Source organism: Streptomyces sp. NPDC051569 (assembly GCF_044454085.1).
In the GTDB taxonomy this organism is placed as follows: Bacteria; Actinomycetota; Actinomycetes; order Streptomycetales; family Streptomycetaceae; genus Streptomyces.
This window is the reverse complement of record NZ_JBITDJ010000053.1, coordinates 1-1,264: the sequence shown is the minus strand read 5'-3', so window position 1 is coordinate 1,264 and position 1,264 is coordinate 1. Positions and strand designations below refer to the sequence as shown.

2 protein-coding genes are annotated in these 1,264 nt (G+C 63.0%); both read right to left on the bottom strand.

The genetic code is table 11. The features are described from left to right. Positions 1-140 precede the first annotated feature (140 nt). Positions 141-527 carry a DUF1707 domain-containing protein gene (locus tag ACIBAE_RS29645; protein ID WP_399291490.1) on the bottom strand — a complete coding sequence of 129 codons (387 nt, stop codon included), beginning with the start codon at positions 525-527 and terminating at the stop codon, positions 141-143. Continuing rightward, the gene (locus ACIBAE_RS29640) at positions 524-1,108 is read right to left on the bottom strand and encodes an ArsR/SmtB family transcription factor (protein ID WP_399291487.1); all 585 of its coding nucleotides are present in this window, start codon (positions 1,106-1,108) and stop codon (positions 524-526) included. The genes ACIBAE_RS29645 and ACIBAE_RS29640 overlap by 4 nt, the downstream gene beginning before the upstream one ends. Positions 1,109-1,264 lie beyond the last annotated feature (156 nt).

The window sequence follows — 1,264 nt, the reverse complement described above, 5'->3', positions numbered from 1 at the left end:
GACCGCCTCCAGCCGGATCCGTTCCCTCGCCGCCCTCTTGGCGTCGGTCAAACCGCCGCCCTGCGCGTATCTCACACCACACAGCTACCGACCCGACCCAGCCGCTGTCAGCCGAACGGCCCGACATCACCCAATCAAGTTCAGTAGTCCGCGGTCTCGTCTTTCGGATCAGGTATCGGAGCCAAGTCCTGCGCCCGTGGACGCCTGCGATGGGCTGTGCGTTGGGATATGAGCCAGTAGACGAGCGCCGCAGGGGGTGCGACGCATAACAGGATGATCAGCAGACGCGAGTCGATCACATGAGTGTGTGACACAGGTAATTCCGCTTCGCCCGGCAGATCTTTCACGAGGGCATCGAGTTGCTCACGGGTGCGTGCTTCGTAGGCTGCGGCCACGCGCTCTTCGAGCTCGGACAGTGTCAGTCGGCCAACTGTGTAGTGGTGTTTCAACTGCACCTCGATCCAGTCACGCTCGGCGTCCGAGGCTCGGATCACTGCGTTGGCCGTGTGCTCCTCGTTGTCATTCATGACGACCTCTCAGGCGTGGGCGGAGCGGCATTAGGGGGTGGACGGTCTTGCAGGTCGACAAGCGCGATAACTACTCGCGTCCAGACCCCCGGGGCATCACGGTCCCCGAACCGGGTGGCGAGTCGTTCGATGTGGCCGCGCAGCTCGGCGAGCGCCTCATCGGTCAGCCGCAGCGCACCGCGGTGCACATCGACTTCCCGGAGGCCGCCTGCCTGCTTCGACCGCCAAGCGGCACTGATATCGGCCCGAGTGGCATCGAGCATCGAGCCGAGAAACCCAACCATCTCTTCCGGGCTCGCGGTATCCCCGGGAGGTTCGGTGACCGCAGGGGCATAGACACGCTCGACCTTGCCACGGGCCAGCGGCCGGTATTCGGCGATCTCGATCAACCCGGCCCGCTCAAGCTGACCCAGATGGTAGTAGAGGCGATCAACCGGGATGTCGGCTTGATCGGCGAGCTCCCGTGCGGACCGCGGCATCTCCCACAACGCCTCCAGTAGCCGGATCCGCAGGGGATCAGCGAGCGCCTTGTGCACACCATGCCATCGCTGGGACGGCGCATCGGAGCTGTGTCTGCTCATCGCTCTCCATCCAACAGATCTCAGTTGATTGGAAAATTCTACAATCAAGCGATGTACGGGACTAGTGTCCTGAGTCGTTAATTCGTGTGCAGTATGCGGCGAGGGTGTCGAGGATGTCGTCGGCAGTCTTCGTCCAGACGAACGGCTTGGGGTTCT